Origin of the sequence: Bacillus sp. B-jedd, assembly GCF_000821085.1 — a bacterium.
Lineage (GTDB): Bacteria > Bacillota > Bacilli > Bacillales > Cytobacillaceae > Bacillus_D.
This window is the reverse complement of sequence record NZ_CCXR01000001.1, coordinates 4,301,487-4,326,634: the sequence shown is the minus strand read 5'-3', so window position 1 is coordinate 4,326,634 and position 25,148 is coordinate 4,301,487. Positions and strand designations below refer to the sequence as shown.

Here is a 25,148-nt window from a genome sequence, read left to right as displayed (position 1 = left end):
TACACCTTTTTTGAAGAATATGAAGATGCTTTTGAAGGACTCAATTTACGTAAAGTGATGGGCAAGGCTGTCTTGATTTTAAAGACTATACCAAAATGATTTTACTCAATCTAACAGAAAAATAAAACCGCATATAAAAGTAGCCGCGGTGAGACTTACCAAGAGCAAACGGATTTTAATCTTACAACTACTAGAGAAGACAATTAAATAGTCCTACAGTATAAGTAGGGTAAATAATGAATGTAAAAAGGATGTCTGAATTTAGGAGACATCCTTTTTGTTTGGAGCTTATTTTGTATAATTATCGAAGTACCCTTGAATATAGATCATTGGGGTTCCTTTATCTCCACTACCTGAAGTCAAATCAGATAATGATCCAATTAGGTCTGTTAGTTTACGAGGCGTGGTACCTTGTGCTTCCATGGCACCAACCAGGTCGTCTTTTTTATTTTGGATGTATTCGGAAATAGCTTGTTTTAATTCTTCTCCCTGAAGATGAGAGAAGTTGTTATCTGCCAAGTATTTTAATTTCACTTCGTTTGGAGTACCTTCAAGTCCTTTAGTGTAAGCAGGTGATACTACTGGATCGGCAAGCTCCCATATTTTTCCGACTGGGTCTTTAAATGCTCCATCGCCATAAACCATTACTTCAACGGTTTTACCTGTTACTTCTTTGATTTTGGCTTGAATTTCATCTACGAGTGGCTGACAGTTGTTTGGAAATAGTTTTACGCTGTCTTCAGTTGCTTTATTTGATCCAAGTAGACCATAAGCCTCATTAAAGCCGCTGCCATTAACTGACTCTGAAAGAATATCATCAAGTCCATAAATTTTTTCAACACCAGCGTTTGTTAAAATCCGTTTTGTCCTGAAACGTGAGTGGATATCACAAGTTAAAACATTCTTTGTATAGTCCAAAATGGTTTTTGGGTTGTTAGAGAAAATAACCTCGCACGTTACACCTTCAGCCTCAATCAGGGATTTATAGTATTCGATGTAATCAACACCTGTAAAGGGATGATGGATAAAACCGAAATGTTCACGGAACTGAGCTTCAGACAATACACCTGTCCATGGATTTATTCCCTTATTGTCTAGTTCATCGATATCTACAAGGTGATTTCCGACTTCATCAGATGGATAGCTTAACATTAATACAATGCTCTTTGCTCCTTTTGCTATCCCCCGTAAGCAGTTCGCAAATCGATTACGGCTAAGAATCGGAAAAATGATGCCAATTGTTTCGTCTCCGAATTTCCCTTTAATATCTGCTGCTATATCGTCAATTGTCGCATAGTTCCCTTGTGCACGAGCCACGATTGATTCAGTTATTGTTATAATGTCACGATCCTCAATCGAAAATCCTTCAACTTTTGCTGCATTTATTACTGTATCAACAACGATTTGCTCAATATTGTCCCCTTTGTTGATGATGGGACCGCGAAGCCCACGAACTACTGTTCCAACGGCTCTTGTCAATTTAATCTCTCCTCTATTGGGGTAAAATTGATATAGATTTATTTAATTATTTTTAAACGCTATAAGTTTACTATACGTCACTATAGTGATATAAGTAAAATTAATATAAATTATATCAGGTATAAGGAGTACTAATATGATTGGGAAGTTGGATTCATATCGTATATTTTACGTCGTTAGCCAAAATAAAAGTTTTTCCAGAGCAGCACAGGAATTATATATGACCCAATCTGCAGTTAGTCAAGCTATTATGAAGCTTGAAAATGAGCTAGAAATACAACTTTTTTATAGAACATCTAAGGGCATAGTATTAACAAATGAAGGAAAATTATTAAGTGAGCATATTAATTCTGCCATGGGAATGATCAACGTCGCAGAAGAAAAGCTATTTGAATTTAAAACATTACGGACTGGACGATTGCGTATTGGGGTTGGAGATACCATCTCACGCTATTTTTTAATTCCGTATTTAGAAGAATTTCATGCAAGATACCCCGGAATCAAATTAAATATTTTGAATGGAACCACAACAGAGATCTGCGACTTTATTAAAACTGGAAAGGCAGATTTGGGGATATGTAACTTGCCGATATATGACGACCACCTTCAAGTCATCCCATGTAAGGAGATTCAAGATATTTTTGTCTGCGGGGAAAAATTTAAAAGATTAACGAGTAAACCGATTAGTTTAGACTATTTAATGAAAATGCCACTAATTTTTTTAGAAAAGAAATCGAATTCACGAATATATGTGGAAAAATTCTTTAAAAAGAGGGGCTTTAATATCTCACCTGTGTTTGAACTGGGGTCTTATGATTTAGTATTAGAATTCGCAAAAATAAATTTAGGTATTTCTTGTGTCATAAAAGAGTTTTCAAGTCATTATTTAGAAAAAGGAGATTTATACGAGATAAGGCTAGGAGAGGAAATACCAAAGAGGAGTATTGGCATATGCCATTTAAAAAATGTTCCATTGTCACGGGCTGCGAAGAAGTTTGTAGAACGTATAAATAATATCTGAAGCAATAAAAACTCATTTAGATGGATCACCGAGAACCGTATCATAAGTTAGTGTGGTTTTTCTGGAAAATAGTACAGCATCTTCTCTGATAGTGAGAGTGGTACTGTTTGTTTTTAATATTAGATAAACTTTTGTTGAATCTACCAGTCCTTTTGGTCCACTTCAAAAACGAAAAGATGATTGCTGAACAAAGCCAAGTGAAGCAACTATTACATTAGGTTAATTGGGAGAGAGACTAATTTTATTTGATAAAAAAAGGGCTTGTCCGAATAATGGACAAGCCTATTTTAAAATGAGCGGCCTTTCCCTTGTATGTTTCAGTCATACACTCATTATTATTAATTTTCTCATGTACCATAAAGAGCAATCATTTTTATTTGTTTTGAAATCGTTCTTTTGCCATATCAATAAAAGCTAGGGCGGCAGAAGTTAGCTGAGAACCTTTTCGATAACTTAGAACGATGTGACTTTTGAATGCCGGGTCCGTTAACGGGTATAAATTCGCCTCTATAGCCAAGGTCGCACTTTCAATCACACATTGTGGAACGATTGTTACGCCAACTCCATTATTAGCCAACCGCAATGCATTTTCAGCATTCGTAGTTTCTAATACAACTTGTGGATGAATATTGTACTTAGATAATACTTGATTTGTGAATCTACGTAATCCTAATCCAGGTTTGGCTAAAATGAAACTTTCTCCGTCTAATTTGGATGGATCAAAATCAACGTCTGAAGTTTGATTTTTTTTATATAGTCGATGATTTGGAGGTATCACGAAGTAATTGTACTCTTCGTAAAGATTCTCATACGTAATGTCGGGATTTGTAATCGGAAGCGAGTTGACGCAAACATCAATCTGATTTTGCAATATCAATGACTCCAATTCCTCAGCCACGTCCTCCACTAAATTAATCTCAATTCCAGGGTAGCGTTGCATAAAGGATGGCAAAAACTTGTAGAGGGTGTAGGTTGCCAAAATGGGACTGACACCAATTTTTATTCTTCCTTTTTTTAAAGAAGAGATATCCTCTAGTTCATTTAACATGTTATTTATTATTTTTTTTGCATCATTCATATAGGAAAGGTATCTTTCACCAGCAAATGTTAGGGTAATTGGATTCGTTTGCCGGTTAATCACTTCTACTCCGAGTTCCTCCTCCAATGTCTTGATGAACTTACTTAAATATGGCTGTGAAATAAAGAGGTGTTTAGCCGCTTGGGAAATGCTTCCGTATTTAATAATGGCATTTAGATAATCTACACTTAATTCCTTCAATATATTTACAATCTCCTTTAAACAATCCCTTAACTGACAGTGGGTGTTCATTTAAATTCGGGTTATAGCTAATTTATTATGACTATTATATTAAAAATAGTATTATCTAAACGTTTTTAATTTGTGACATAATTGTGAATGGAAATAATATGGGGCTTATGACATCATACAATTTTAACAGAAATGAAGGAGATATCATGGAAGATGCAGCAAAAGTTGCAAAGAAGTCAAATAAAAGTCTTCTTTTAAAGTATTTGATTGTACTTATTCCACCATTAATTGTTTATTTAATACCTAGCACAGAATCATATACCCATGAAATGAAGATATTCTTTGCGATTACTTTGGCGGCCATTGCCCTATGGGCGCTTGAGTTAATAAATCTTATTATCGTGGCGCTCGCATTGCCTGTGGCATTCATACTAACAGGTGTTGCCACTCCTGCAGATGTTTATGCGCCTTGGAGTCAAGATCTCCCATATCTTGTTTTAGGAGCATTGATTCTATCAGCTGTTTTTGAAGAATCGGGCTTGATGAAACGGCTTTCCTACTGGTTTATTTTAAGAGGGGGAGGAACGTATAAAGGAATCATCTATGCGCTATCCACTTCCGGCTTCATTATTGCCTTTCTCGTTCCGGGTTCACTAGCACGTATTGCCCTATATACAGGGATGGCATTCGGAATTATTCAAGCAATGGGTTTAAAGAAATTCTCTAAAGGATCTGTTGGTTTACTGTTTGGCGCATACAATGCGGCTGTAACGGCATCCTTTGTTAGTCTTACAGGTGTTGAACCGATGCTTGTTTTTAACAGTCAGATGGAGAGTATCGGCTTAAAAGGGGCAACGTGGTTGCAATATGTTATCCATAACGTTCCAATCACCGTTATTTGGACATATGTCATGGCGTTTGCGATTACGAAGATGTTTAAAATTGAAGAAACAATTGAAGGTAAGGAATACTTTAAGGAGCAATATCAGGAATTAGGGAAACTGACGATGAAGGAAAAAAAGGTTTCTGTCATTCTGTTAATTCTCGTTGCTCTATTAGCAACGAGCTCCATTCATGGAATTGCCTTAGGTTGGATTTTCATTGGGATTGCCTTTATTTGTTTCCTTCCTGGCATTAGTCTTGCAGACAATGCCACTATGGCCAAAACTAATTTCGGAATGATTTTCTTCATTACGGCGACAATGGCGATTGGTCAGGTTTCATCCGTTGTTGGGGCCGGGAAGTTTATTGCCAACTCATTATTTCCACTCATGTCCGTCGGTGGTACGTTCTACACGATTATCGCTACATGGGTTCTATCGGTAGGGATTAACTTTGTTCTTACCCCTTTTGCAGCGTCTGCAACGATGGCAATCCCGATTTCTGAGCTATCAAACACTTTGGGAATTAGCCCATTGCCGTTAGCGTATTCTTTCGTACATGGACTTTATCAGCTGTTATTGCCATATGAGTCCACATTGCCATTACTGTTATTCAGTTATATGGCAATGACGTATAAGCAATTTTTGAAGTATTTTTCGATTCAAATGGTCCTGAATGTAATTTTTATTGCATTAATTGCGATTCCATATTGGTATTTAATTGGATTATTATAGACGAGCACTCCTAAGTAGGGAAAGGATGAATAGATGATGTTGGATATTTTTTCATTAGAAGGTAAATTAGCAATTGTTACAGGAAGTGCAAGGGGGATTGGACAAGCCTATGCAATTGGATTGGCTGAAGCTGGTGCAACGCTTGTTCTTGTCGATCTTTTGGAAGATAACTTAAAAGAAACTGCAAAAATCCTTAAAGATAAAACAGGTCGCGATGCTAAAACTTTCGGCATTGATGTGACAGATAGCGCAAAAATCAATCAAATGGTGGAAGAGATTATTGCTGAGTTTGGAAAAATTGATATTCTTGTCAACAATGCAGGCATTAACGCTCCAAAGCCTTTCCTTGAAGTAACAGAAGAAGATTGGAAAAAAATCGTTGGTGTGAACCTTAACAGTCAATTCCTCATGTCAAGTGCTGTCGTTAAAGAGATGGTAAAGCGTAATTACGGAAAAATCATTAATATGGCATCTGTCGGTGGATTCATGGCATTAAGTGAAACGGCTCCTTATAACGCAAGTAAAGGCGGCGTATTACAATTAACCAAAACAATGGCCGCTGATCTTAGCCAATACAAGCTCAATATTAATGCAATCTGCCCAGGTTTCATTGACACAGGTCTTCTGAAACCTTCGAAAGAAAGAGAAGAGCGTCTCAAAAAGGTGATGGCCAATACACCGCTTAATCGTCTAGGATCACCAGATGACTTAGTAGGTGCGTGTGTGTTCCTCGCTTCTGATGCTTCTAGTTACATGACTGGTACACAAATCGTTGTAGATGGCGGAATGTCTGCAGTCGCAATGTAAAGATGTACAAAAGAAATATTGGACTGAAATATCGACCATTTAAAAGAGGGTCAAATTATTTCAGTATCAGACAGACAAAATAGATGAGAGTTATCCAGGATGCCGATAAAATCGAGATTTATAATTATGTTTTCAGAACTGAATATTAATTATTTTTATGAAAAAACAGCGTATTCATTACAAAATGAATACGCTGTTTTTTTAATAAAACCAACATTGACATTTAACAGCCTTTCAATAAACATTAGCTTATATGAAAAATATATTTGGTAAAGGGCATTGCTAAAAGGAGACATCAAAGTATGTTCAACTTCTTAAAGAGAAAAAAATTAATAAAGGATAATTTAAAAGGCATGGCAACCTTAATGTATCGAGATGTTTCTGAAGATACATGGGATAAAGAAAATTTAACTAAAAGAAATTTGGATTTCTCAATTGAAAGCATTCGAATTATTGATATGTATGTAAAGAGATTGATGAATACGGAAAAAGGCATTGAACTGTTGAATAATCACTTTGACAATTTTGTGGTTCGCATAGGCGCATATATAGGAGAGGTTATTAAAAACAATATAAATCAGGATATTTACTGGTATGAGTTTGATTCTGTTTATGTTTACTCATCTGCACTTGAGGAAATACATGGAAGTGAAAAACCCTATAGTCTGCTATATTCCAAAAAGAGGGATATTGTTATATTACCTTTGTTAGAAACAAAACATTTATTGGAGGGAAATTCAAGGTATTCTAACTTTCTAACTTACGTAGAAGAAATGATTAAGAAAAATTCTTAAGTTAAGTCAAATATTATTTTCAAGTCATGAGTGGTTAGACCTGAACAATAATAAATGACTATTTGAGTGACCCTCACCCCTAGTAACTCCTCGTATTATGTTAAATTATTATCGACAAAGTTAGGGGGAGTGACAGGCACGTTTCTTAGAAAAAGGAAGGAGAGCACCCTGGTGAAGGACAGCCCTGTCGCCCATGTCATCCCCTGGCCATTGAAGGAATGATGCACTCGTCCGAAGAGCTCGCCGCAAACCTGGACAAGCTGGCCCTCCATGGCAAAACGATGTCCTCGCCCATGCCAATGAAAAGCTATCCTTTTCAAAAATGACCTTTCCTCATCAGTTGATGAGACTGATCCTGTTTGAGCAGATTTATCGGGCGTTTCGGATTAATGGGGGGGAGCTATATCATAAGTAAATTAGGTTTTTAAAGAGTGCGATAAAAAATTTTTGATAGGATGACAAAATGAAAAATGAAGTCACTTTAACGGTAAAGGGCAAGTTCGTAAATAAATATAAAAGCGGGTTTCCGCTCATATTAAAGGAAACCATCCTTAATTTGAACGAGGCTACAAAAGAAGGAGCCATTATCCGTCTTGTTGATGAAAAGAACAAGTTCATCGCAAAAGGCTATTTTGGGAAACAAAACAAAGGTTTCGGATGGGTACTTAGCAGAAACGAGAATGAACAGATCGACCAAAGGTTTTTTGTATATAAATTGAAAGATGCGATCAACTATAGAGAGTCCTTTTTTAATAGCCCGGATACAAATGCCTTCAGAATCGTAAATGGCGAAGGTGATGGTTTAGGCGGATTAACGATAGAGTATTTTGATGGCTACTATTTAATCAACTGGTATAGCGAAGGAATTTACCGCTTTCGGGAGTATATTATAAATGCCCTGAAAGAATTGGCAGAGTTTAAAGCCATTTATCAAAAGAAAAGATTTGATGTGAGCGGTAAATATATTGAAGAAGATGATTTCGTAGCGGGAGAAAGAGGAACCTTCCCGATTATCGTAAAAGAAAATGGAGTAAACTTCGCTGTTTACTTAAATGAAGGTGCGATGGTTGGTGTATTTTTAGATCAAAGAGATGTAAGAAAAAGAATCAGGGATGCGTATACGGAGGGAAAAAACGTACTGAACACCTTTTCCTACACAGGTGCGTTTTCGGTATTTGCTGCCGTTGGAGGCGCAATTAAAACGACAAGTGTGGATTTAGCAAATAGAAGTTGGAACAAGACAATTGAGCAGTTTAATTTGAACGGAATCGATTATGACTCACAGGATATCATTGTCGAAGACGTGTTCCAATACTTTAAGTATGCGGTGAAAAAGCAGCTAGCATTTGATATGGTTATACTGGATCCTCCAAGCTTCGCAAGATCAAAGAAGATGGTATTCAGCGCTGAAAAGGACTACAAAAATCTTTTAAAGGAAGCTATTGCGATAACAGAAGATGAGGGGATTATCGTAGCATCCACCAATTCTAGCTCTTTTAATATGAAAAAATTTAAAAGTTTTATTGATCAGGCGTTTAGAGAAACAAACAGGAAATATCAGCTGGTTGAGGAATTTTCCCTTCCGAAGGACATTAAAACAATAAAAGAATTCCCAGAGGGAAACTATCTTAAGGTTGTGTTTATTAAGAATTTGCCATAGAAAAAGAAAATGATATCCATCCATTAGAGCATTGAAATGGCAGTTAAAAATAACCTCATTTAGATACATCATGGAGAACCACACCATAAGTTCCTGATTTAGTCCCTTGGGAATACCGCCGTAAAGTTATTTGACATCATTTAGTTTTCCTGTAATAATTATGGTTAATTGCATACTGGTACCTTTAATTCAGTCCCGTGAGGCTGGCAAGGACAGCGGAAATAATGATGAGTGCTATGGCGGCCTATGTGTGTAGGTTTCCCATGGTTCATTATGGTAGAAAAAGCTTCTTGTCAGAAATGGCAAGGAGCTTTTTTTGTTCCCAATCTCCTAAAGTACCAGGTTCTTATATCTTATTTAATAGGAGGAATTTGGTATGGCAAATGTGGATAAAGAGTTTTCGTTACAGGCAGTGCCTAAGGCGAATCGAAATGGGTTTGGGAAAATTCTCGCGGTGATGCTGTCACTCAGCTTTTTCTCAGCAAGTATGTGGTCCGGGGGAACATTGGGAACGGGATTGTCGTTCACCCACTTTATATGGATCGTGCTGACGGGTAACCTTATCCTTGGGCTATATACAGGCGCATTGGCCCATATTGCGGCGAAAACGGGGTTATCGACTCATCTATTAACCCGCTATTCATTTGGTGAAAAAGGATCTTATTTATCTTCATTTTTGCTGGCATCAACTCAAGTAGGCTGGTTTGGCGTGGGGCTTGCGATGTTTGCCGTTCCGGTTGCAAAAGCGACGGGTGCCAATGTTTATCTTTTAATCGCGATTTTTGGTTTGGCGATGACGGCATCCGCCATTTTTGGAATGAAGACGTTAACGATTTTAGGAATGGTTGCTGTTCCGGCGATTGTGATCTTTGGCAGTTACTCAATGGTCGACGCTGCGAACACAGCTGGAGGAGTTCATGAATTGTTCGCTTATGAACCGAAACAGGCCATTAGTGTTGCGTTGGCATTAACGGTTTGTATCGGGTCGTTTATTAGTGCTGGTACGTTGACGCCTGATTTTGCCCGTTTTGCGAAAACATCAAAGTCTGCTGTGGCTGCTAATATCATCGCCTTCTTTCTTGGGAACTCGCTCATGTTTTTATTCGGCGCAGTTGGAGCAATGGTCTACGGTAAAGCGGACATTTCGGATGTCATGTTTTTGCAGGGATTGCTGATTCCGGCAATCATCGTTCTCGGTTTAAATATTTGGACAACAAATGACAGCGCATTATATGCTTCAGGACTTGGTTTTTCCAATATCACGAAATTACCTAAACAAAAAGTGGTTGTTTTCAATGGAATAGTTGGAACACTAGCAGCGATGTGGCTTTATAACAACTTCGTTGGCTTCTTGACAATACTTGGCTCCACTTTGCCATCCATCGGAGCGATCATATTAGCAGACTATTTCTTATTGAAGCGCAGAAACTATCAGCCATTCGAAACAATGAAATTTAAGGCTGTAAACTGGATTGCGATTGCAGCCTGGGTTGGCGGTGTCGTGATCGCAAATGTCGCACCAGGCATCCCTCCAATCAATGCATTGTTGGGAACAGCCGTCATTTATGTGGCTGTGACTAAGTGTGTGCCTCAGGAAGTAGCGTCATTAAGCAAACTAAATGGTAAAGGTGAGATAATCAGTGATCATTAAAAATGCAACGCTTAGAGGAAAAGAAGGCCTTTGGCACTTAATTATAGAAGATGGCAAAATTGAAAAGATTACGCAAGAACATAGCGAGGGGAATGGAAAGGAAATCATCGATGTCGATGGTTCCCTGGTCCTACCGCCGTTTATTGAGCCGCATATCCATTTGGATACAACCTTGACAGCAGGTGAGCCGGAGTGGAATAAAAGCGGGACACTGTTCGAAGGAATCCAAAGATGGGCGCAGCGAAAAGAGACCTTAACGATTGAAGATGTAAAAACAAGGTCCAAGACAGCGTTGAAATGGCAAATCGCCCAAGGGATTCAGCATGTCCGCACCCATGTAGACGTAACAGATCCGGAGCTGACGGCTTTAAAAGCTATGCTTGAAGTGAAGGAAGAAATGGCTCCCTTTGTAGATATTCAACTTGTTGCATTTCCGCAGGAAGGGATTCTATCCTACCCTAGTGGAGCAGAGTTACTTGAGGAATCATTGAAAATGGGTGCGGATGTTGTCGGCGGCATTCCTCACTTTGAATTTACAAGGGAATACGGAGTGGATTCCTTAAAAATTGCCTTTGACCTTGCTGAAAAGTATGACCGCTTAGTGGACATCCACTGTGACGAAATTGATGATGAACAATCCAGATTTGTAGAAGTTGTTGCGGCAGAGGCATACCAGCGTGGCTGGGGCGCGCGGACGACAGCGAGCCATACGACGGCAATGGGCTCTTATAATGATGCCTATACGTATAAATTATTCCGTCTGTTAAAGCTTTCATCGATTAATTTTGTCTCAAATCCACTTGTGAATATTCACCTTCAAGGAAGGTTTGATACGTATCCAAAGCGCAGGGGCCTGACGCGTGTGAAAGAGCTGCAGGAAGCCGGGCTAAACATTTGCTTTGGCCATGATGACATATTTGACCCATGGTATCCGCTTGGAACAGGGAACATGCTTCAAGTTTTGCATATGGGCATCCATGCTTCACAGCTAATGGGCTATGATCAAATTGTTAATTCGATTGATTTGATTACGATAAACAGCGCAAAAACGTTACAAATCGAAGAAAAGTACGGAATTGAAGAAGGGAAACCAGCTAACTTCATTGTCTTGTCCGCGGAAAACGAATATGAAGCAATTCGCAAGCAAGCAACTGTTAGGTATTCCTTCAGAAATGGCAAGATGATAGCTGAAACAAAGCCAAGTGAGACAAGCATCACCCTTGGCCAAAATGAAGAAAAGGTTACTTTTAATAAATAATCCATTTTCAAAACCAGTCCCATCAACTGATGAGGCTGGTTTTTTAATTTTGAGATAACCGTGGAAATCGTTACATCTAGGCGGTTTTTCGCCTTGATTCAGATATGCTTCATAGGTTATTAATGCATTTCGAGGGACATGCAAGGGTTGTTTTGAATAAGTGAAAAGATATTCTGTCGGCAAAAACCCAAAGAGGTGCAAAAAACAAACAAGTTTTTGCACCTCTTTGGGTTTTAGGTAAAGGACGGACTAATTTGTTTTTCGGATACCTCTGAAAGGATACCATCAGTCATGTTGTAAACCTTGTCGCAATATCCGACAAGCCGGACATCATGAGTCACAACGATGGTTGTGGTTTGTTTCTGCTTGGTTACATTTTTTAATAGTTCCATAACCTCATAGGCTCGATCCGAGTCCAGAGATGCAGTGGGCTCATCCGCCAAAATTATCGAAGGATTGCTATACAAAGCTTTTGCAATCGCTACTCGCTGGCGTTGCCCCCCGGATAGGTCTGTGGGGTACTTCATGAGTAAGTCAGCGATGCCCAAGTCTTCATAAAGTTGTTTGCTCTCAACTTTAGTCATATTTCCTTTTTTCACTTTATCTAATAATTTCATTTGGTTTGCCACGGATAGGAAGGGGATCAAATTGGATGCTTGCAGCACAAATCCGATTTCATTAAGCCGGATCTGTGAACGCTCTTTCTCATTCAATTCGGTTAAGTTTTGCCCATTGATGACTACATTACCTGAGGTCGGTGACAATAATCCTCCGACAATGGTAAGAAAGGTACTTTTCCCAGATCCAGATGGCCCAATTATTGCAATCAATTCTCCTCGATTTGCAATAAAATTTGTCTCCTTTAATGCATCTACTTTCTTGTGGCCGTCCCCATAACTTTTCATTACTTGATGTAATTGTAATACTGTCATGATTTATCCTCCTATCGCTTTCAGTGGATCAATTCTAACTATTGTTAAAACTGAAAAGACAGCACCAGCAGTTGCTACAAGCATCAGGATTACGCCATAGAATAGCATTAAGGCCAAATTAAATGAAACAGGAACAGCTGCTGGTAAAAAGATTCCTGAAATGATGGTTAAGATAAATCCTAGCATTGTCCCGATAAACGCCAATATAAAGGTTTGAGCGACCACAGAACTTGATAAGTATGTGCTTGATATCCCTTGAGCCTTCATAACTCCGAACATACTAATCTTCTGGACCGTCAAAACATACAAGAAAATGGCAACTATAATCGATGAAATACCAAAGAGAAAGTAAATCATGAAATTCAATGTAAGTTTTTGTTCTGTATAGCCAGGTAAACTTTCGATAAATGTTTCTATTTCTATGGCCTCCAGCTCATCATTATCGGTGAGGTTGGAAATAGAATCATCTTGAACAACAATCCCATTGATCTGATCTTTGTTCTTTTCAGCTGCATCACTGAATTTGACTTGGCTATAGGTTGAGAGGTTTGAATACAGAACTGGTGCAGCATTGAAACGACTATTATTGGTAAATCCAACAATAATCAGCTGTTGATCACTGGATGATAGAGATAACCTATCCCCCAATTTGAAGCCATTATCTTTTAGGGAATCGTCAGCAATAACCTCGTTTTCTTTTTTGAACTGTCTTCCTTCCGTTACATTTGGCATCAGAAATTCATCTTTGTTAATTCCAAAAAGAGAGATATTTTGTTTATTGTCGCCGTTACTGGCAATTGTATTTAATTGGCCGATAACAGCTGTTTTTTTTGCGTTAATGTCCTTTAGTTGATTCATTGACATGAAAGATTGGTACAAGCTTTTATCTGAATCTTTAGTGAGGATAATCGCTGATGCGTCCCATTTATCAACGGCCTCTCTATTCAGACTGGCAAGCCCGGTTGCAAGTCCCGACAGAAAGAATACGAGATAGGCAACGAGCATTAAAACTCCTGTAATCAAGGTAAAACGAAGTTTATTCTTTTTAATTTCCTGCCATGCTAAAAACACTAAGTCACTTCCTTTTTTATTGAGAAGTAAGAAATTTAATTAAATTTATTATTAACTAAGACAGCTTGTCTTGTCAAAGGTTTGTATAATTTTAAATAAAAAATTATACAAAATCATACGAATTTATCTGTCATTTACTCTGAATAACATTTTGCTGTACCACATAATACAAAATGACGAGGCCTATGCAGTAAGATTTCCCTTCTACAACGGCGTTGGTTATAAGGGGGAGGTTCAATAAGAATGATTAATAAATAGAATTTGGTACAATGAGTTTAATACAATGATAGGAAATAAAGTAAAATCATTCCTTTTGGGGATTGGTAAGGAGGATTCAATTATGATAAGTGAATTGGATTTAAAGCACCTGCGCCGGTGTATTGAATTAGCAAAGTCTGCGTTGGAGAAGGGTGACCAGCCATTTGGTTCCGTCCTTGTCTCTGCGGACGGGGAAGTGCTTGCAGAGGACCATAACCACGTTGCGGATGGTGACCATACACAACATCCTGAATTTGCTTTAGCCAGATGGTCAACCGCGAACATGACACCTGAAGAAAGAAGTAAGGCGACGGTTTATACCTCAGGAGAACATTGCCCAATGTGCGCAGCGGCTCATGGATGGGTAGGTTTGGGCCGGATTGTGTATGCAAGTTCATCCGAGCAGCTTGTACAATGGTTGACTGAAATGGGGGTTGCACCAGGGCGCGTCCGCAATCTACCCATTCAGGAAGTTATTCGTGATACCACAGTAGAGGGCCCTGTCCCTGAACTCGCCGAGGAAGTCCGGCAACTTCATCAACAGTATTACAGTAGAAAGTAAAAATGGTTGCCACTATCTGCAAGCTAGACAAGTAAGTGGCGATTCGTAAATATAGCTGCCTGCCACCACCCGTATTTTGCCGAGTCATTGCCGGCATGAACTGGGAAGTGGCAGGCACTGTTTTTAAGGAGACCAGCAATTAATGAAGATACGAGTTTTATTTGAGGATAATCATCTGCTTTTGGATGAAAAGCCAATCAATGTTCCTGTCCAGGAAGATAGCAGCGGCAGTCGAGATTTGTTAACGATGTTAAAAGACGATCTGAAAAGACGTTACCAGAAGCCAGGCAATGTTTATTTAGGGCTTGTCCATCGCCTGGATCGGCCTGTTGGTGGTGTGATGGTGTTCGCTAAAACTTCTAAGGCGGCCTCCAGGTTATCGGATATGATCCGCAGACATGTAATCGAACGCCATTATTTAGCAGTTGTCCATGGAACCCCGACTAGGAAAAGAGGGCAACTGGTGCATCATCTCCATAAGAATAACCGGAAGAATAAAGTGACCGTTGTTGATCCAGATCACCTGGACGCAAAAAAAGCTGTGCTCGATTTCGAAGTGATAGAATCGAAAAAAGGATTTAGCCTCCTTTCTGTGTACCTTCACACTGGGAGGCCTCATCAAATTAGGGTTCAACTTTCAACAATCGGCAATCCGATTTTCGGTGACCAAAAATACGGGGAACAGTTTACGAAACCGGGACAACAAATTGCCCTTTGGGCTCATTCGATCCATTTCGAGCATCCAGTCAGGAAAGAACCAATTGGAATTCAATCAGTCCCGCCTATCAATAATCCTTGGAATATTTGGGAGCTTGTTAGAAGCCTTGAAAAAGAGGAAGATCAAAGGTTGGTAAAAGTATGACTAAAAAAGGACGCTACATATGTTGAATGGACAAGCCATGTATAACGATATTAAGTAACACGTACATGTTGCAAAAAGGTATGATTCGTGATAATATTTCTCTTCGCTAAAAGGCGGTGAATATTATGAAGAAGAAAATCATATCGAATACAATTTTGTTTATATCAATCTTGGCGTTTATAAAAATCTTTGCTGTCTTGTTTGGAACAGCAAACACTTTGGTTGGAGTTACTGTTGTTGTAGCTATATTAGTCCTGATGCAGGAAAATCTAACAAAAAAACCAATGACCAATTTGGCTAAGTTACTTTTCATAAATTTAACTTTGGGGATATTGGCATACATTTCAAGCCATAACATATGGCTAGGTTTAATTATAAACTTTGCCGCTTTATCAGGAATAGGATATTTCCTAAGCGTAAAATTAAATAAAAACATTATCGTTCCGTTTGGGTTACAATATCTATTCATGCTTTATACTCCAGTTGACAATGGTGACTTTACGAAAAGGTTATTAGGATTAGCCTTTGGCGCCGTCATGATTATGCTTGTCCAATTTATCATCCACAGGAAAAGCGTAAACAAACAGGCAGAGGAAAGTGGATTAATTGAAGAAAAACAGGATCAATATAGATGTGTAAAGATATTTAAAAAGGAATATAAAGTCCACGTTGTAAGAGGATCCTACGCGATTAGAATTGGTCTGCTAACAGCGATAACGGCTTTTTTAGTAGCCTTTTTCAAAATAGAACAAGGCAGATGGATCGTCTATACGATTTTTTCTCTAACAGAACTGTATTCCGAAGAATGTAAAACAAGATCAGCACAAAGACTGCAAGGTACAATCATCGGGGTAGCGATTATATTAGTATTGTTTACTTTCATTAAAGACAGTACAGTAAGAGGGTTAATTGCTCTGCTTGGAGGATATTTAGACTCTTACACAAGAAATTACAAGGAAAAAATGATATGTGTAACAATGTCTGTGGTAGCCGCAGCTTCACTAACCAATAGTGCACTCAGTATGGTAACAGAGAGAATTGGCTATATATTGATTGGGATTGTTCTTGCTTTATTGGTAGATAAGTTTATCCTTAGAAAACAGTTAACAGAATTCACATAAGCATGAAATTCAAAAAACAAAATGGTGGAGCCTATTCCACCATTTTTTCTTTAACAAGACTTAATCTATATAGTTTCTCAAAAATGGTAGCCCAATGTGAACGGGGTGGTTGATTTCCTCTACGGGCATTTCGCTTTCCGCGGGGCATCAAAGCAGCATCCTGAAATAGCTTCCCGTGGATTTGCGACGAGCTGAACAAAGCTTCCTCGAATATTCTTTGGCGCAGGAGCAGTTAGGAGCCTCCTCGTCGCGCTGCTCCTGTGGGGTCTCCCCTTGCTGCTCTATCCCGCAGGACAACCAGCTTCTTGGAATGGGCTTTGCACGAAGGAAATGCGATAGCACTAAGGAAAGCTCCCAAGAATAATCCTCGCACGAAATTATGCGTTAGCATAATTGAGGATTTTCGAGGAGTCTACATGCCTGAGCTCCACTCAACCAGCTTTTCTAACTAAAAGGTGCAATTATTAATTACAACATAAATATACAAATTTTATCCGCTAATCCACTATTATGTACAAACCACTTTGAAATCGGATATATTAAGAAACAAATGAAGTTTAATGGGTAGGTAAAATAAAGGAAGGGTGGGAGGAACATGTTCTTGTCATATCCAATCCTGGCATCTCTATTGGGTGTCCTGATTGCCCAGTTTATAAAGATTCCCATTCATTATCTGACAACCGGAAAGCTGCAATGGAATCTGATGTTCAGCACCGGCGGTATGCCGAGTTCACATACGGCTTCCATTATCTCTCTGACGACAGCGATTGGAATTACAACCGGCATTCATTCGAACGATTTTGCGATTGCCCTGGTGGTTTCCCTGATTGTCATGCATGATGCAACTGGTGTCCGGCGGCATGCGGGGTATCATGCGGCGGTATTGAATACGCTGCTGGCTGACTTCAACCGGCTGATTGATTCCATCCGCGACCACCAGTTTGAGAAAACTGAGTACAGAGGGACGTTGAAAGAGTTACTTGGCCATAAACCGCTTGAAGTGTTTTTCGGAATCATTACTGGTATTTTGGTGGCGGTTGCCACGTATTATATCTATCCGTTTTAGTTTGCATATCCCAGTAAAGGCCTATCTGCCACATGGATGAAGAGAAGCCAATCTTATGTCTGGTTTTGGATAACTCGCGCGGAACCGTATCATAAGTAAATGACGTTTTTTAAGCTTTCTCTAATATTTCCTTTTATTTATTAAAAGGAATGTAAGAAGTAGAAGGAAATGTGTTATGAAAAAGGAAATATCTCCTTAGAGCAAATCTTTATTTTTTACAATATTCATATATCCCCAAACTTAATAACATAAGATATTGTAAAAGATTCACTATACGTTATGTGTATTATGCTCATATACCTTTTAAAAGGAGTTAATGAAATGCACTGGGGAAAAGTAGTAATTCATTGTTTAATGCTGATTCTAATCTTTTTGGCAGTTGCTATTTTTGTAAATCCGCTGACGGATATTATTAGTAATGGTACGGTTCGAGTGGTAATGAAAGAACTTTTGCGAATTGGGATTACTGTTGGTTTGCTTGTGTTATATGTAAAACGTTTCTTTAAAAAGGAAAGTGTATACTTTCGGGTTCAAAAGCCATTTAAGTTGAAAAAAAGTTGGATTCTTCTTGGATTAGCCATACCTTTTATAGTTATTGCGTTTTATGTATTATCACAATCTGTTGTTTTGGAAAAACGAGTCCAACTTTCTCTTGGTACTGTACTACCGTTTATTATCGGATCGTTCATAACAGCATGCTCGGCAGGGATAATCGAGGAAGTTTTGTTCCGCGGTTATTTGTTTAAGATTCTCGAAGAAAAATGGAATGTGACAATTGCTGTTTTTGTCAATTCGGGCGTTTTTGGAGCACTGCATTTACTTACAGGTAATGGCCAGCAGTTACTAGATATATGCTTGACCCTGATTGCGGGTGTCTTGGCGGGCACGATGTTTTCACTTATTGTCTATAGGACAGGGAGTGTATGGAATGCAGTAGTGGTGCATATTATATGGAACTTTTTCATCAACTCTAACATGGTAAAATTTGTATTAGAGAATGATAAAAGCCAATCCTCGCTAATACTATTCCGGTTTAAATCGGACAGTGTTTGGATAACAGGTGGTGCCTTTGGAATTGAGGCCTCTATTCCTGCTATATTAATGTATGTACTAATTATCGTCTCGCTGGCCTTCAGTAAACCAGAATCAAAGAAAGATTCTATAGCTTTATAAAGAAATCTGATTCTGATTGCAACGCCATGCTCCATCCGCGATCACCAGTTTGAGAAAACTGAGTACAGAGGGACGTTGAAAGAGTTACTTGGCCATAAATTGCTTGAAGTGTTTTTCGGAATCATTACTGGTATTTTGGTGGCGGTTGCCACGTATTATATCTATCCGTTTTAGTTTGAATTTCCCAGGGGTATCGTTCAGTCATATAGCCGGAGTGAAACCTAATTATTTCATATAAAAATTGGTGCTTAGGCACGACCTTTAATTTGGCAAAAAATTCGTCAATATTAGGGGAGTGGCAGGCACTGGTTTTATTTAGCATCAAAGCTCGTGGGATTCCCGCGGGCTTTTGTTGTCCAGCTAGTTTTTAAGTGCACCTAGTTAGAGCGAGCAGCACGGGGTATTCAAAGACAATTATGGTATTTTGATATCATTTTATCATTTTAAAAGCCGTAAAAATTTCCATGTATGGTGTTAAAAGGCTATGTAAACGGTTACCTTAAAATTATAAATTTTTTAAATTGACTGAACAATGCAACTACATTATTATTCTAGTATAAAATGTTTTCGTAAAGCGAAATATTATAGACCTCTTAGAGAGAAAGTGAAGTGATTATATGTCGCAAATGCTAGCTTTGGTAATTATTGTTGGAATTCTTTTGATTGGGGACTTGGTTGCAGTACGAACAAAGGCTTGGGTACCTTCGATGTTTGTATGTGCTGTCTTATTCTTGATTGGTTTTTGGACTTTTTTCCCGAAGGATATTGTTTCGATTGCGGGTGTACCGCCAGTGGTTGCTACGATGATGATGTATTTGCTCATTACTAATATGGGTACATTATTGTCCCTGGAAGAGTTGAAAAAACAATGGAAAACCATTGTGATTGCCCTTTTTGGGATCCTTGGCATTATCGCCATTTTAATGACGGTTGGAAGTCTAGTTTTCGGATTTGAGACTGTCGTTGTAGCGATTCCTCCTTTGGTTGGAGGGGTTGTATCCGCGCTTATCATGTCGGAGGGCGCAAAGGGAGCGGGCCTTGTTACACTTTCAGTTTTTGCCATCGTCATCTACGTTGTGCAAGGGTTTGCGGGTTACCCAATCACCTCCATCGTTTTGAAAAAAGAAGGCGCACGGTTGCTGAAGCTTTATCGCGGAGGGGAAATGGCGCCCATTAAAGACACTGGCAATGAACAAACCGAGGTGGCATCAGCTTCAGGTGCGGCTCAGCCAGGGCTTAGTCTTTTTAAAAACTTGCCGGAAAAATACAACACAGATTTCTTTAAACTTTTTAGGCTGGCATTTGTAGCGTTTCTTGCTTATCAGGTTTCGGCTTTAGCGGCGCCAGTTGTGTCAATCAGCCCGTTTGTACTTTGTTTACTATTTGGAGTGATCGCCTCAAGCGTGGGATTTTTGGAAAGACAGGTGCTACAAAAGGCCAATGGATTTGGTATAGCCCTAATGGTATTGATGCTGTTTATTTTTGACGGCTTAAAGCAAGCGACACCGGGAATGATGATTGAAATTTTATTCCCGCTTATCGGTACAATTATTCTCGCTGTTGTGGGTATGTATATTTTCTCTTTTATCGCAGGAAAGATTTTGAAAGTGAGCAAGCATATGGCGTTCGCCGTTTCGTTAACCGCCCTTTATGGATTTCCAGCCGACTATATTATCACCAACGAAGTCATTAAGTCGTTAACGGATGATGAAAAAGAGAGAGAAATGCTGACAAGCCATATGCTGCCGCCTATGCTCGTTGGCGGGTTCATCACCGTTACAATTGTCTCGGTTATCCTTGCAGGTATCTTTGTTGGATTCCTAAAATAATGGAGGGGAAACACATTGACCAATTTACAGGAACGAATAGAAAACCATATCGAAGCGTTAAGTCAATTTACTGCAACACCCGGGAAAGGGACGACCCGTCTGACTTACAGCAGGGAAGACTTACAGGCAAGGGAATATATTAAAGAAAAAATGCGTGAATTTGGCCTTAAGATTACGGAGGATGGCCTCGGTAATATTTTCGGCAAATTGGAAGGGACATTAAAGGATGGGCCGAGTGTTCTGATCGGTTCTCATTTTGATTCAGTTCCAAACGGAGGGTCCTACGACGGTCCTGCCGGAGTGGTGGTAGCACTCGAGGTCGCTCATCTTTTTTTGCAAAATAACCTTACTCCCAAGTATCCATTAGAAGTAGTGGCATTGATAGAAGAGGAAGGTACCAGATTTGGCGGGGGGCTGATGGGCTCAAGAGGGATTGTCGGCCTTTTGGGTGAGGAAGAGTTTCTAAATTTAGAAGATAAAGATGGGGTGACAACCGCGGAAGCGATGAAAAGCATCGGCCTTGACCCCTCACTTCCGAAAAAGCGGGATCCTAAAACGATAAAGGCTTTTCTGGAAATGCACATTGAACAAGGGCCTATTCTTGAAGAAAAAGGCATCCCAATCGGCATGGTGGAAGCGATTGTCGGATTAACCCAATTAGAGGTAACCGTTGAGGGCCAGGCAGGACATGCAGGTACCACACCAATGGACCGACGGGCAGATGCATTAGTTGCAGCAGCCAATATGATTGCCAAGTTCCCGGAACTGGCCTCTGCTGAAGGAGACGGAACCGTGATCACCACCGGCCGCCTGAATGTTTGGCCGAACGGGGCGAATGTGATTCCCGATAAAGTGGTTTTCACGGTCGATATTCGGTCTGGCAAAGAAGAACGCGTCCTTCATGCGGTTGAGAAGGTCACCGGATGGGTCGAATCTTTTCATCGGAATGGAATTAAGACATCCGTCCAGCAGCAATTATATATGCCGCCAAAGGTAATGAATCAAGATATCCTTTCCCTTTTTAAAGAAAAATGCCGGGATCTGGACTATCTGTACTGTTCGATAAACAGCGGTGCTGGCCATGATGCAATGGTGATGTCCGATGTGACCGATGTGGCTATGTTGTTCATTCCGAGCAAGGATGGCCTCAGCCATTGCCCTGAAGAATGGTCGGACGCTGGAGATATCGCAAAGGCGGCAACTATTTTATATGAGACAGCTAAGACATTAACGGAGGCGGAATAGAAATGATTCATGCAAAATTAAAGCAAGCGATTCAAGCGTACAACGACGAACTTATCGAGTTGCGCAGAAAGTTTCACAGCGAACCTGAACTATCTTTTGAAGAGTTTAAGACAACTGCGTTTGTTTGTGAATACCTTGAGAATCTCGGAATCTCTTACCGAAAAACCGAACCAACAGGAGTAATTGCAACCATCGAAGGCGGAAAGCCGGGTAAGACTGTTGCCTTGCGTGCGGATATGGATGCGCTGACGGTTGAAGAATTAAATAAGGATCTGCCATATACATCTAAGGAAGAAGGAAAAATGCATGCTTGCGGCCATGATGCCCATACGGCAATGCTGTTGATAGCCGCAAAAGCACTAAATGATAGTAAAGAAGAACTGCCAGGCAACGTCAGGTTGATTTTTCAGCCAGCCGAGGAAGTTGCAGCCGGAGCGAAAGTCATGGTGGAACAGGGTGCAATGGACGAAGTAGATAATGTTTTCGGTATCCATATTTGGTCACAAATGCCGACAGGAATGGTTTCCTGTACCCCTGGGCCATCCTTCGCTTCAGCAGACCTATTCACAGTAACCTTTAAAGGCAGGGGCGGACACGGGGCGATTCCGCAGGCTTGTATAGATGCAGCGGTTGTTGCTTCGTCATTTGTGATGAATGTCCAATCCGTAGTGTCGCGGACCATTGACCCCCAGCAGCCAGCTGTGTTGACTATAGGAAAAATGGTCGTCGGAACACGGTTCAATGTTATTGCGGAAAATGCTGTGATAGAGGGAACCGTGCGCTGTTTCGATCCAGCGGTGAGGGACCATATCGAGCAGCAACTAAAGACGTATGCGGAACAAGTGGCTTCGATTTACGGGGCAACAGCACAGGTAGATTATACGCGCGGCACCCAGGCGGTCATCAATGACGAATACAGTGCAAAGCTTGTGCAAAAAACAGCCGCCGAAGCATTTGGCGCGGAAGCCATCTTTCACGAAAAGCCTACAATGGGCGGCGAAGACTTCAGTGAATACATGGTAAAGGCCCCTGGCAGCTTTGCCCTCGTAGGCAGCGGCAACCCGGAAAAAGACACACAATGGGCCCACCACCACGGCAAATTCAACATTGATGAAGATGCCCTCGCAACCGGTGCAGAGCTATACGCACAATACGCCTGGAGATACTTGAACGAATAGAATATATGCAATGAAAATGGAATAGTCGGAAGATGCCAAGCGATGCAAGGCGGAAACGACGAAAAAGCCTGCCACTTGTATTCTTAAAATATAAGCGAGGGATCATCAAAGATGGTCCCTCGCTTATTTTGTTTAAAATACCTTTTAAATAATTACTGGAGCATGTTCATGATGTTGGCTTTGCCCTAGAATTAAGGAACCTCCAACTTCCTTCACCTTTTTCTCAAAGTCTTCAAAACCATTAAGAATATAAAAATGAATGTTTTCCGGTAGTTGGAATTCTTGAGCATACTTTTCTAATAAGTGATCTGTGTATTCCTCCAGCTCCGCGCCTTCTGGAATTTGGACCGTTAGTGCCAGGGCATAGACCTTTCTTTCGGGAATTAACTCAATGACTTTACGAACAAGATAGGCCTCAATTATTTCGCTGTGACGGCCGAGTTCATCGACAATTGCTGAAACTTCCTCGGGGGCTTGATTGTGTGGGACGTAATGATCTTCAAAGTTTAGTTCGACAAATTCTTCTTCGAACTGCTCGATGATATTTGGCCATGCTTCAAGCTGGGTTCTGGCTTCCTCAAATGCCTCCGTTTGGCCGGTATAATAGTAATATTCACAAAGAGACTCTAATGCGTCTTCCTTTAGCTCCCAATCGATTTCCACCGCTTTTTTGATAAAGTCTTCACCCTTTTGGGCTGTTTCTTCTTTATGCAAGTAGATATTTCCGAGTGTAAGGTATGCTAGGGCAATCCTCTCCTCGGGGTATTCAGCAATAACTTCCTCAAGCAAGGCAGCCGCCGGATCATTGCCAACAAGTTGGCGGAGCAGAATTGCTTTATCGAACTTCCCTTGGAGATCAAGCTCCTTACGATTCTCCAATTCCTGCAATCTATTCTTTGCTTCGTTATAGGAGGCGATTTGCTCGTTCCATTTCTCACCATTCCATTCAAGCCAAGCTTGGTTGAATTGCTGGAGGATTGAATCCGGATTGGCAAAGAAATAGTCAACTGCCGACTCCTCGTTTTTGGGAATATTTGAAGTCATCCCGATAGCCTTTAACCGGTCAGTCAGGCAAGGATGGGTATCGAATACGGTGCTTTCCCTATCGAGCTGAGTTTTTAGAAATGAATTGGCAACTAACGGATCGAGCTTTTGTGCTTTATTGAAAAACTGCGAGTATGGCTGCGGCACTACATTGTTTTTTGAACTTTCTTCGAAAAGCTCATCAAAGTAATTTCTGTAATAGTATTGCGCGCCAACCGAGATGGCACATAAAGTATCGCGAACTGTTTCAGGAGATGTAACTTTCGCAGATGCGGCATCGGCAGCATACTCCTCCTGGCGGGCCATGACAAATGTATGGGCCGAGTAACGAGGATAAAACCATTGGATAAATTTCCGGAATAGGAAAGTTCCAACCTGTTCGTTTTTTTCCAAGGATGTCATCAGCTGTGCCCAGGTCATTCTCACACGGTAAATCATCGCACCGAAAGACGTGTCTGAATGCGAAATATGTGCTAACTCGTGGGCTAATACGGAGATAAACTGTTCCCGGGTCAGACTGGACATTAGCGGAATGCCAATCAGCAAAATATTTTTCTTTGGACCGAACAAACCAAACTGATGATGTTGTAAAACAGCTGCATTAAAATCATCGTCTAATACAATCGAATGTATTTTAGGGGTTTTAAGCTTATTGCTAATTTCCAAGATGGCTTTCTGTAGTTCAGGTGCTTCATCTTCCTTTAAATAATGCCCTTGAGGCAGCTGCATTTTCACGAAAAGGGATTTAATAATGAAAAAAGATAGCCCCCCGGTTATGGCCAATACTTTTAGACTGCCAAACGTAAAATGCCCGTCGGCCAAATACAGGACTGAAATAGTAAGCAAAAATAAAACAAGTGCAAGAGAGAGTAAAATATACCCGTAGCCAAGGGCGGTTAAGAGAAGCACCTTAAAACGATAGCCCCCAGGATTCTTTTCCGCTTTCTTCTCAAGCTTCCTAACCAGTAATTCAAACTCCTCATTCGTCATGCCTCTTCCCCTTTCAAGTTCTTCCAATCAACTCCATTAAATCATGTTTTTTACAACCGGGATAGTCCTATTTTTTGGAAAAACATTTTGATTTTATTTTTACATTCTACTAAACTTGCCTTTCATGATTACCCTGATTCCGCAAGACGCCTCTCCTGTTGGACGTTCCTAAAAATCAACACTGTTTCTCCGTAAATTAGGGGTAATTAATTCAGAAAAATTGGGTAGTCACTGCGAGAAAACCCTATCGTATAAGGTCAA

At 40.1% G+C, this 25,148-nt stretch carries 21 protein-coding genes and 1 pseudogene; 17 read left to right on the top strand and 5 right to left on the bottom strand.

Annotation, left to right across the window (positions count from 1 at the left end; all coding sequences use genetic code 11):
• Positions 1–288: 288 nt before the first annotated feature.
• Positions 289–1,479, bottom strand: a complete 1,191-nt coding sequence (locus BN1002_RS21030; RefSeq protein WP_048827493.1) for a coenzyme F420-0:L-glutamate ligase — start codon at positions 1,477–1,479, stop codon at positions 289–291.
• 136 nt (positions 1,480–1,615) lie between these two features.
• Between BN1002_RS21030 and BN1002_RS21025 the strand changes: the two genes are divergently transcribed.
• Positions 1,616–2,500, top strand: a complete 885-nt coding sequence (locus BN1002_RS21025) for a LysR family transcriptional regulator (RefSeq protein WP_048827492.1) — start codon at positions 1,616–1,618, stop codon at positions 2,498–2,500.
• A 373-nt stretch (positions 2,501–2,873) separates the two neighbouring features.
• Here the strand turns inward: BN1002_RS21025 and BN1002_RS21020 are convergent, their stop codons facing one another.
• The gene (locus BN1002_RS21020; RefSeq protein WP_231575072.1) at positions 2,874–3,779 is read right to left on the bottom strand and encodes a LysR family transcriptional regulator; all 906 of its coding nucleotides are present in this window, start codon (positions 3,777–3,779) and stop codon (positions 2,874–2,876) included.
• 197 nt (positions 3,780–3,976) lie between these two features.
• Here BN1002_RS21020 and BN1002_RS21015 point away from each other — a divergent pair, with 197 nt between their 5' ends.
• From BN1002_RS21015 to BN1002_RS20990, 7 genes and pseudogenes are all read left to right on the top strand, one after another.
• Positions 3,977–5,386, top strand: coding sequence for an SLC13 family permease (locus BN1002_RS21015; RefSeq protein ID WP_048827491.1), 1,410 nt, complete (start codon positions 3,977–3,979; stop codon positions 5,384–5,386).
• A 33-nt stretch (positions 5,387–5,419) separates the two neighbouring features.
• On the top strand, positions 5,420–6,193 hold the full coding sequence (locus BN1002_RS21010; protein WP_082036324.1) for an SDR family NAD(P)-dependent oxidoreductase: 774 nt from the start codon (positions 5,420–5,422) through the stop codon (positions 6,191–6,193).
• A gap of 302 nt (positions 6,194–6,495) precedes the next feature.
• Positions 6,496–6,987: a hypothetical protein gene (locus BN1002_RS21005; RefSeq protein ID WP_048827489.1), complete on the top strand. Its 492-nt coding sequence runs from the start codon at positions 6,496–6,498 to the stop codon at positions 6,985–6,987.
• 150 nt (positions 6,988–7,137) lie between these two features.
• A pseudogene (locus BN1002_RS23480) lies at positions 7,138–7,402 on the top strand (23S rRNA (pseudouridine(1915)-N(3))-methyltransferase RlmH); the annotation flags it as partial.
• Between the two features lie 48 nt (positions 7,403–7,450).
• Complete coding sequence (locus tag BN1002_RS21000) at positions 7,451–8,647, top strand: class I SAM-dependent rRNA methyltransferase (protein ID WP_048827488.1); 1,197 nt, start codon at positions 7,451–7,453, stop codon at positions 8,645–8,647.
• 376 nt (positions 8,648–9,023) lie between these two features.
• The gene (codB, locus tag BN1002_RS20995) at positions 9,024–10,298 is read left to right on the top strand and encodes a cytosine permease (RefSeq protein ID WP_048827487.1); all 1,275 of its coding nucleotides are present in this window, start codon (positions 9,024–9,026) and stop codon (positions 10,296–10,298) included.
• Entirely contained in the window at positions 10,288–11,556 is a 1,269-nt protein-coding gene (locus BN1002_RS20990; protein ID WP_048827486.1) for a cytosine deaminase, read from the top strand. The genes codB and BN1002_RS20990 overlap by 11 nt, the downstream gene beginning before the upstream one ends.
• 233 nt (positions 11,557–11,789) lie before the next feature.
• Here BN1002_RS20990 and BN1002_RS20985 read toward each other — a convergent pair whose 3' ends face one another.
• A complete protein-coding gene (locus BN1002_RS20985) occupies positions 11,790–12,488 on the bottom strand; it encodes an ABC transporter ATP-binding protein (protein WP_048827485.1) in 699 nt (232 codons plus the stop codon).
• Positions 12,489–12,491: 3 nt separating this feature from the next.
• Positions 12,492–13,559, bottom strand: a complete 1,068-nt coding sequence (locus BN1002_RS20980) for an ABC transporter permease (RefSeq protein ID WP_048827484.1) — start codon at positions 13,557–13,559, stop codon at positions 12,492–12,494.
• 340 nt (positions 13,560–13,899) lie between these two features.
• Here BN1002_RS20980 and BN1002_RS20975 point away from each other — a divergent pair, with 340 nt between their 5' ends.
• The 9 genes from BN1002_RS20975 (at position 13,900) to BN1002_RS20940 (ending at position 22,853) form a co-directional block, all read left to right on the top strand.
• Positions 13,900–14,379, top strand: a complete 480-nt coding sequence (locus BN1002_RS20975; RefSeq protein ID WP_048827483.1) for a nucleoside deaminase — start codon at positions 13,900–13,902, stop codon at positions 14,377–14,379.
• A gap of 142 nt (positions 14,380–14,521) precedes the next feature.
• Positions 14,522–15,241, top strand: coding sequence for an RluA family pseudouridine synthase (locus BN1002_RS20970; protein ID WP_048827482.1), 720 nt, complete (start codon positions 14,522–14,524; stop codon positions 15,239–15,241).
• A gap of 125 nt (positions 15,242–15,366) precedes the next feature.
• Entirely contained in the window at positions 15,367–16,362 is a 996-nt protein-coding gene (locus tag BN1002_RS20965; protein ID WP_048827481.1) for an FUSC family protein, read from the top strand.
• A gap of 595 nt (positions 16,363–16,957) precedes the next feature.
• Entirely contained in the window at positions 16,958–17,428 is a 471-nt protein-coding gene (locus BN1002_RS20960) for a divergent PAP2 family protein (protein ID WP_048827480.1), read from the top strand.
• 321 nt (positions 17,429–17,749) lie between these two features.
• Positions 17,750–18,601 (top strand): CPBP family intramembrane glutamic endopeptidase, encoded by an 852-nt coding sequence (locus BN1002_RS20955; RefSeq protein WP_048827479.1) that lies wholly within the window; start codon positions 17,750–17,752, stop codon positions 18,599–18,601.
• 75 nt (positions 18,602–18,676) lie between these two features.
• Positions 18,677–18,775, top strand: coding sequence for a divergent PAP2 family protein (locus BN1002_RS23930; protein WP_231575071.1), 99 nt, complete (start codon positions 18,677–18,679; stop codon positions 18,773–18,775).
• Between the two features lie 443 nt (positions 18,776–19,218).
• A complete protein-coding gene (locus tag BN1002_RS20950) occupies positions 19,219–20,430 on the top strand; it encodes a hypothetical protein (RefSeq protein WP_048827478.1) in 1,212 nt (403 codons plus the stop codon).
• A 15-nt stretch (positions 20,431–20,445) separates the two neighbouring features.
• Positions 20,446–21,675 carry a Zn-dependent hydrolase gene (locus BN1002_RS20945; RefSeq protein ID WP_048827477.1) on the top strand — a complete coding sequence of 410 codons (1,230 nt, stop codon included), beginning with the start codon at positions 20,446–20,448 and terminating at the stop codon, positions 21,673–21,675.
• Between the two features lie 2 nt (positions 21,676–21,677).
• On the top strand, positions 21,678–22,853 hold the full coding sequence (locus tag BN1002_RS20940) for an amidohydrolase (RefSeq protein ID WP_048827476.1): 1,176 nt from the start codon (positions 21,678–21,680) through the stop codon (positions 22,851–22,853).
• Between the two features lie 144 nt (positions 22,854–22,997).
• On the opposite strand, the gene BN1002_RS20935 is transcribed toward BN1002_RS20940, so the two are convergent.
• Positions 22,998–24,887 (bottom strand): M48 family metallopeptidase, encoded by a 1,890-nt coding sequence (locus tag BN1002_RS20935; RefSeq protein WP_048827475.1) that lies wholly within the window; start codon positions 24,885–24,887, stop codon positions 22,998–23,000.
• Positions 24,888–25,148: the final 261 nt, after the last annotated feature.